The sequence below is a fragment of the Sulfolobales archaeon genome (genome assembly GCA_038897115.1).
GTDB lineage: Archaea > Thermoproteota > Thermoprotei_A > Sulfolobales > AG1 > AG1.
Map to the genome: position 1 here is coordinate 1 of JAWAXC010000093.1, position 7,991 is coordinate 7,991.

The 7,991-nt window shown below is 43.0% G+C and carries 8 protein-coding genes; 2 read left to right on the forward strand and 6 right to left on the reverse strand.

Going from position 1 to position 7,991, the window contains the following annotated elements; all coding sequences use genetic code 11:
* From QXE01_10120 to QXE01_10130, 3 genes are all read right to left on the reverse strand, one after another.
* The coding region (locus tag QXE01_10120; protein ID MEM4971589.1) for an ATP-binding cassette domain-containing protein at positions 1–489 on the reverse strand (489 nt) is incomplete at its 3' end.
* Between the two features lie 162 nt (positions 490–651).
* The gene (locus QXE01_10125) at positions 652–1,590 is read right to left on the reverse strand and encodes a triphosphoribosyl-dephospho-CoA synthase (protein MEM4971590.1); all 939 of its coding nucleotides are present in this window, start codon (positions 1,588–1,590) and stop codon (positions 652–654) included.
* On the reverse strand, positions 1,571–2,275 hold the full coding sequence (locus QXE01_10130; protein ID MEM4971591.1) for a phosphoribosyltransferase family protein: 705 nt from the start codon (positions 2,273–2,275) through the stop codon (positions 1,571–1,573). The genes QXE01_10125 and QXE01_10130 overlap by 20 nt, the downstream gene beginning before the upstream one ends.
* A gap of 246 nt (positions 2,276–2,521) precedes the next feature.
* On the opposite strand from QXE01_10130, the gene QXE01_10135 reads away from it, so the two are divergent.
* Complete coding sequence (locus tag QXE01_10135; GenBank protein ID MEM4971592.1) at positions 2,522–3,316, forward strand: HD domain-containing protein; 795 nt, start codon at positions 2,522–2,524, stop codon at positions 3,314–3,316.
* Between the two features lie 523 nt (positions 3,317–3,839).
* Here the strand turns inward: QXE01_10135 and QXE01_10140 are convergent.
* From QXE01_10140 to QXE01_10150, 3 genes are all read right to left on the reverse strand, one after another.
* Positions 3,840–5,285 carry a THUMP domain-containing protein gene (locus tag QXE01_10140; protein MEM4971593.1) on the reverse strand — a complete coding sequence of 482 codons (1,446 nt, stop codon included), beginning with the start codon at positions 5,283–5,285 and terminating at the stop codon, positions 3,840–3,842.
* Between the two features lie 479 nt (positions 5,286–5,764).
* Positions 5,765–6,562, reverse strand: a complete 798-nt coding sequence (locus QXE01_10145) for an endonuclease NucS (protein MEM4971594.1) — start codon at positions 6,560–6,562, stop codon at positions 5,765–5,767.
* A complete protein-coding gene (locus QXE01_10150) occupies positions 6,532–7,506 on the reverse strand; it encodes a hypothetical protein (GenBank protein ID MEM4971595.1) in 975 nt (324 codons plus the stop codon). The genes QXE01_10145 and QXE01_10150 overlap by 31 nt, the downstream gene beginning before the upstream one ends.
* Positions 7,507–7,655: 149 nt before the next feature.
* On the opposite strand from QXE01_10150, the gene QXE01_10155 reads away from it, so the two are divergent.
* Positions 7,656–7,991: PaREP1 family protein (locus QXE01_10155; protein ID MEM4971596.1), on the forward strand; the 336-nt coding region annotated here is incomplete at its 3' end.

The window sequence follows — 7,991 nt, forward strand, 5'->3', positions numbered from 1 at the left end:
CTCATCTAGTATAGGGTATTTCGGGTTTGAGAGGTATAGCTGGACTATCTCTGATCTCTTCATCTCACCGCCTGAGAAGCCCTTATTAAGATATCTATCTAGAAGCTCCTGTGGCAGGTTAACCCTCTTCATAACCTCTATCGCCTTTGCAAATGGTACACCCCTCATCTTAGCTATATGTATCAAGAGATTCCTAGTCTTAACCATAGTCTCTGGAGGAGTCTGGAAGGCCAGGAACACTCCTCTCTTAGCCCTCTCCTCCGGTGGGAGACCCGTTATATCCTCCCCATCAACTAATATGCTTCCCTCGAGAAGCTCGTACTTGGGATGCCCCATGACTAGGTATGCTAGGCTGCTCTTCCCACTCCCATTAGGCCCCATAAGGGCGTGGATCTCTCCAGGTTTTATCTCTAGCGTAACCCCTCTAAGCACGATCTTACCCTCGATAGAGGCTCTAACATTCCTTATAATTAAACCCTCAGATCCCATCGTTACAATTCCTCCTATCTGTATATATGAAGCCCTAAGCAGAATATAAGCATATCGCCTTCAACATAGCATGAGCCCATACTATAGCTTAGAAGGACTGTATAAAATCCATAGTATCTTGGGAATCGCCCCTTGGATCTATAAGATCTCTTCCAAAGGCCTCTACCTAGGGTTTAAAGCTTTCTCTATTATGCAGAGGCTAGCCCCCACCGCAACTATATCCGCTATAGATCCAGGGTTGATTCCGCTGCTTCTTAACTCCCTATCTAGGATCTCTAGGTACTTTAGCCAGAGCTTAGAGTCGCTGCTAATAATAGCCAATGCCTTTCTAAAGGTATTCATAACATCTAGCGCAACCTTATAACCCTTCTCCCTAGCTATAACGGTATCTATAGCCGAGCTTCCAATGCTGATATATGCCATAGAGATCTTCTCATATAGCTTCCAAGGATAACCCTCACAGATGATTCTGGAAGAGAGATATGCCCTTGGATATCCACTCCAGATCTCGTTCAATAACAGATCATGTCTTTTGAAAGCCTCTATGAAATCCCAGAATGTAGCCCTGGTTTTATCAGCACTATATATATCGGGGCCTTCACCGATATATTTCAATATATATGAGGGTGAAGCCTCTAATATTGCCTTAGATATCCATCTAAAGTCATCGGGCGAACCACATGTTCTAGCTATCTCATACGATAGATCTAATATCTCCTCAACCTCCATACTGCCTGCCTCCCCCGATTCTTTAATCAGAAGTCCTACGGCAAACGCTATTGGTGTTATTAAAATGGTGAAACCTAGGTGCGTATTTCTACTTCCTTGCATACTTGATGATCTTATATATAGCCTATAGATCTTTTCCCCAATTCCCTCTTTTGGACATATAGAGTCTCCATAAACAGCTTCCCTTATAAGTCTCTCAAGCTCGATCGCCATCGATGCTGATGTAGCTATGAAGAACCAGTGGGTGAGATTCTTTGCATCTCCCATGGGTGAGACATTGCCTGGCTTGGGATATGATGATGCCTCTATCGCTAGTCCCGAGGCTAAAGAGGCAGCAGCTATGTCTATAGTATCATCTATTGATAAGCACAACAGTCCTCACATTCAGATCTTTTATAACGTCTCTCCACTCATTACCAATAGCTACTAGAGAGAAGATCCCTACAACCTCAGCCTTAGCCTGTCTAACAATATTTATTAGGGCCTTTAAGGTCCTCCCACTCCTCAGAAGATCATCTACAATTAGAACCCTAGATCCCTTTGGAAGACTTTCCTTAGGAACATATAGAGTTACCAAGCTAGGAGGATCTCTTGAGAGATATGTTTCTTCATAGAACTCGCTAAACCCTAGCTCTTTTCTTCTCTTAGCAACAACAAGATCTAGATCTAACATCGATGCTATAGCAAGCCCAACAGGTATCCCATCGACCTCCGTTGTTAGTGCAACCTCTAAATATTGATCTTTGAAGTGGTAGTAAGCCTCTATAGAGGCTAGCCAGAGAATATCAGTGCTGTATACAAGGCTATACATGTTAACAACATCCCCATCAACCATCCTGAGCCTCTTAGCAATAACCCTTCTAAGAACCCCCTTCTCAATAAGCGTTCTAAGTATCTCTGAGGCTCTCTCTCTTGTAGGCCTTACAACACCTGCTATATATCTCCACAACACAGGAGCTGGTATCCCTAGCACCTCCTGTAGATCGCTGTATTTTAGATTCTTCTTTACAAGCCTCAAAGCTGTAGTGCATATATAGCGCTCATCTTTAACAATCATTATACTGCATCCATAATAGAAACTATGTTCTAAGGATATAAACCTTTACACAGTCATGTAAAGCTATAGCAGAGCAGGAATGAATCTATGCTTATTATCCTAGAAATCACTATATATGCTATGGCACACCAGTGGTGGATATATAATGACCCTTCCTAGAGGGTATAACAATATGCCAATAAAAACATATGTAGGAGTGATTGTAGAGGTTAAGAACCACTCAGTAGAAGAGGAGGCTGATATGCAATGGCTATAGTAGGTCCGGAGCTTCTCGAGAAAAATATCGCTAACAGCCCTCTACTAGCAAAAGCTATAAGGATTTTGGAGAGTGATGAAGAGGTTCAAGAACTGCTTAGAATGAGCAATGTAATGGCTGTATCTAGGCTGAGATATAATGACCATGGCAAGACACACGCGATAATAGTATCTGGGGCGGCGTTGGAAATAGCTAATATATTATTCAAAGCAGGGCTCATGCCAACTGGGGTAAGGGATAAAACTCTGTATAGCCTTGACGAGGCCAGGCTAGTTATACTTCTCGGTGCATATCTCCACGATATAGGCAACTCTGTCCATAGAGCTAATCACGAGCTCATAGGGGCGATGCTTGCTAAGGATATACTAAACAGAATCCTCCCCGAGATACTTGGTGAAAAGGGGAGAAGGATCATAGCTATTAGGCAGGAGATAATGCATATAATCTATGCCACAGAATATGATACAAAGTGTCTAACCATAGAGGCAGGGATCGTAAAAATAGCTGATGGAACAGATATGTCGCAGGGCAGAGCTAGGGTTCCATATAAGTTGGGGAAGATGGATATGCATGCCATGTCAGCACTCTCCATAACATCAGTCGAGCTCTCAGAGGGGGTTGAAAGACCTCTAAAAATAACTATTAATATGAATGACTATGCAGGGCTTTTCCAGATAGAGCAAGTGTTAATGCCAAAAATCTTGACAAGCTCTCTCGAGAACCACGTGGAAGTATGGATTAAGGTTAGGGATAAAAGCAGCATATACTATCCAAGCAACCACTAGCTTAGATCATCTAACTGGAATTAGCTTCCACCTGCTCAGATTTATAGCTAACCGAAAACCTACTTCTAAAGCAGGTCGTGCTAGATATATCTGCCAAGCTCTTCCCCGTTTTAATAAGTGGAACACTCCCTAGAGAATTACGGGTTATGTTCTAAACTATTATTTAGCTCAGCCTCACATTTAGTCTTAATCATATTATCCCTTCATCCCTAAGGCTGCTGTTTTAGTTTCATATAGGTTTATATTGTTTGATATTAACTGTGTTAGCGTTCTTAATGCTATTAGATGCGCTGATGCTATGTACCTTTCAAACTCTTTCCTCCATAGCTCAATGCCTATAAGCTCTTCTGTTATGAATAATTATCAAGAGTGCTACTATGATCTCACTGAGTAGTTGTGAGGGGGAGGATATACTTGATGAGACTCTGTATTCGCTCGAGGAAAACAGGCTCCGAAAAGCGGGTGCGGAAGCTAGATAGGGGTAATGAGGTGAAGGGCTTAAAGCCCAATGAAACTAGGACCCCTAGCTATAAGAGGGCTGAGCTTTTGATTGTAATAGCTCTTTGAGCCTCTTATACCCTCCTCTAAGGCTATATACCTCATATCCCTGATCTCTTAGATGCCGTGCTAATGCCTCGCTAGCCTCGCCCAGCTCACATACTAAGACTATCTTTTCTTTTCTCCTAAGCATTTCATTGAGATCCTCTAAACCTCTTATAAGTCCCGAGCCCTTTCTCTTTGTTATATCTATTATTATATATCCTTCTGGTATAGTATCTATTGTAACATCTTGATATAGCTTCATAGATGATCTTACCTTCTCCTCCCAACCATCTTCATACCTGATCTCTATGGCATTTTTAGCTACATCCTCAAACAACTCTCTATCTATCTTGGAGAACTCGCTTACTAGCTCATCAGCATTTACATGGATAGGGTTGGGGCTTCCTATGAAACAGCTTTCCACAACCTTAGAGCTTAGCTCGTATAGCCCTAGATCCATTGATAGCCTCATTATATCAACCTTATCAAACCCTATTAAAGGCCTCAGGATCAGGGCATCTATACCTTTCTGAGAGGCATAGAGCGCACTAAGCCTCTGGGAAGAAGCCTCCCATACAGCCTCACCGGTTACAAGAGCCTCTGCACCAACCTCTCTCATTAGGATCTCACCTACAACATACATAGCCCTTCTGAGGGCTGGTTGCCATAGCTTCCTCCTAACCTTAGATCTTATCTCAGAAACTATGTCGGAGAAATCAACCAGCAATACCCTAGGCTCATAGCCTAAAGACCACTTCTTCATAAGAGCCTCCCCCACTTTAAGAGCTCTAATTGTATTCTCTAGAGAGCCCATAACATAGTGGAGTAGATCTGATGGAGATCCCCTCTTCATAGCCATCCAAGTCGCTACTGGGGAGTCGAAGCCACCGGAGAATAGGGAGAGAACCTTCTCCGAAGAGCCAAGGGGCAGGCCACCATATCCCCTTCGAGAGAGGAGTGATGTAGATATATATGCTAAGCCACCCCTTATCTCTACATATACCTCTATATCCGGATTCTCTAGATCAACCCCGCTTGAGCATTCGAGAAGAGCACCCCCGATAATCCTTGCAGCATCTAGGGAAGTATAGCCCGTAACACCGGATCTCCTCGCCCTAACAGCGAACTTCTTACCATTAAGAGAACCACATAGGAGATCCCTAGCCCTCCTTGCAAGTCTATCGAGATCCTTAGAGTCTTCAACAAAAACCTCTAGAACCTCCACAACCCCGAAGAATCTTGAAAGCACGTCTGAAACCTCTTTCTTAGCCTCTACATAGATCCTCCCGCCATCTACTCTTCTAATATCAACTATATCCGAAGATAACACCTTAGATATATTCCCAACTAAAATCCGCTCAAGAGCGCCTCTAAACCTACCCTTAAGAGCTATCTCGCCGGATAGTCTTAGAAGATATCTGTACAAAAGGCCCACCCTCTATATCTAGTTATGTTAGACCCTCTAACACTTAATGTGCATAGGCATTGATAAAGAAGCCGCTTCTCCTAAGTTTTGCTCTGTTTAGTTGTGGGAAGTTCCACCTCGCCCACAGAGATCTTGGTACTCTATGGGCTCATGGTGGCTGTTGAGCCCAGCAGGTGCCCCATCGCCTGGGCTGTTCCAATTAGTTATGAGGATGATAGATATAAATCCTAGCATGGCATAGAAAGACACAATCCAGAACAGAAAATAATAATTCAAAGCTTCTACCTCCCATTATAACTGAAAGCCTCTCTTCAGAGCAGTGAAAGATATGGGAAGATTTGATCTCCTTCTTGCCCTGAGGTGTGAGGCTTTTAGTTATAGTAAAATTAATATTATGTCTATGTAAAGTATATAGATATCGTGTATAGCTAGCTATTAGATATGTGGAGCATAAATAATTTTGACATTAGATTTCTAAGCTATCCGTGTTTTATATATTTCATAAGCGTTTGGCCGATGTTGCTAATTTTGAAGTCCGTTGAATCTATATAGATGTATCCCCGTTCAATGAGAGCTTCTCTAGCTCTCCTCGTTATACCACTTGATACTAGCACCCCTATAACTTTCCTTGTATCGCTTGGAGATCTGCTATACATGGATTCTAGATGCTTTACATATCGATCTAGCTGGTTAACAGCACTTATTCCAGCTTTCTCGTTTTTCACCTCAACCACATAGATATTGCCAGAGTCATCCCTTAATACAAGATCTATCTTTCCGCTGGGGGTTTCAACCTCTTTTCCAATGACTTTTGCGCTGGGTGATATGACACTTGGATTCATATAGATCATCTCTACAAGATCCTTCTCTGTGCCATGGATCTCTAGGCCCTTCGTTGAGAGCCTGCACCAGATTGCTGCCAAAATTCTTTCAAATCTTATCATGACCTGTTCATAGCCATATTTTCTACTGCTACATCTAATCTCTAGAAAGCCCTTATCTATCTCCGATGTGCAGAGGGATCCAGGTGGCTGCCAGTTAAGAGGATCTCTATCTTTTCCCTCATGAACTAGGAGCGAGCCATCAGGCTTATATATAACGATCCTCGTGCCTAGAGGGGCTTTAGAAGAAGCCCTACCTTGGTAATGGATCTCACACTCACCTATAATTATAGCGGTATATATTTTGGAGTTCCTATGGAAGAGATCTGATACTCTATGAATATCTATGTTAGGAGGGCTCAATACTATGATCTCTTCTCCTTCTGGAGAGCCCATATAGCATCCCTTGCAGCTACTAATATATCATTAATGCTTCTCTTAGCCAGCGTTGCTGATGCAGCCTCCTTATGCCCCCCATATTTACCCCCACCCAGTGTTTCTACAAGGGTTTTGCAGTATTGGAGAGCCCTCCCCCTAGAGGATCTCACAGTAACAACTATCTTTGTCTCCTCATCCCTAATCATTACTATATCCTTCTTCAGCTTCTTACTAAGCTCTGTTGAAGCTATTCCGAAAAGACCTGCGAAGAGTCTTGATTCCGAGGGTTGCATATAAGAGATCAATACATCCCCAAGATCCTCACCCCTCTGTATAGCTCTCTCAATCAGCTTATTCAATAACATCTTCCCAACATATGCTTTTTTCTCTAGGGAGGCTATCGAAGATAGATCTCTATTTAGGATCATAGCGTCGAAGAGCTCCCTCATAAAAGATAGATCGCTTGGGTCTCTTGAGATGGCAAGCTTAATACTATCGGCCATAGCCTTGATCTCATCATCACCGTCTTCAGAGCCTTCGCAGGAGTCTGCTATTCTTAGAAGCTTTAACTCATAGTTGTTGAGGAGAAGCTTCATCTTAGAGGCCATAAGCCTAGGAGTAGATGGGGATCGATCCCATATGACTTTAAGCCCTAGATCCCTCATCTTCCCCACCCAGGGCTCTGTAGTTGCATGATGATCTATTACCTGGATTGGGATACCCTTCATAGTTATATCAACAATCATTGAGAACACCTCCCTATCTATCGCTATATCAATCAGAGTTAGAGATTCACATTGATCTTCTTTACATAGCTTCTTAATCTCCTTAGAAGCCCTCCAAGGCTGGGTGAATCCGAGGATTATATCTGATGGATATCGATCCCTTAGAAAATGCTTCACATATAGAGCCCCAGCTATTATGCCATCACAATCACCATGAACCAGTATAACGTGTTTCATATGCCCACCATGAGAACCAATATACTTCTATTAATAGGGCAATATATACTAACCTCCTCCCCCGCTCTAAAGGAGCGAGGCTTTCAGTTATAATGGCGGGGGGAGATATATTAGCGGTGTCTATATTTTGTATATAGTGGGCTGGACGTATGTCTATTGTGATCTCGGGGAGAATTGCTGAAATGCTTAAAAGGGAATCTGGGAGACACGGTTTAACGCCTGAGGAGTATCTTCTAGAGATCCTTACCAAGGACTTGGATCCAGGGGAAAAGGTTAGAGAGTATATAGAGGCTTCTCTTAACCTAGTCGAGCAGGCTGAGAAGGAGCTGGAGAGAGGTGATTTGAGGCAGGCGTCTGAGAAGATCTGGGGCGCATGTGCACTAGCTATCAAGGCACATGCCCTTGCTAAGAAGGGTCTAAAGCTAGAGTCCCATAGGGATCTCTGGCTCTATAAGAATGAAATAGCTAGAGAGCTTGGCGAGTGG

Bases quoted from the DNA above. Each gene is read 5' to 3' on its own strand.
- QXE01_10130 (MEM4971591.1), bottom strand. From the start codon at position 2,275: ATGATTGTTAAAGATGAGCGCTATATATGCACTACAGCTTTGAGGCTT.
- QXE01_10135 (MEM4971592.1), top strand. From the start codon at position 2,522: ATGGCTATAGTAGGTCCGGAGCTTCTCGAGAAAAATATCGCTAACAGC.
- QXE01_10145 (MEM4971594.1), bottom strand. From the start codon at position 6,562: ATGGGCTCTCCAGAAGGAGAAGAGATCATAGTATTGAGCCCTCCTAAC.
- QXE01_10150 (MEM4971595.1), bottom strand. From the start codon at position 7,506: ATGAAACACGTTATACTGGTTCATGGTGATTGTGATGGCATAATAGCT.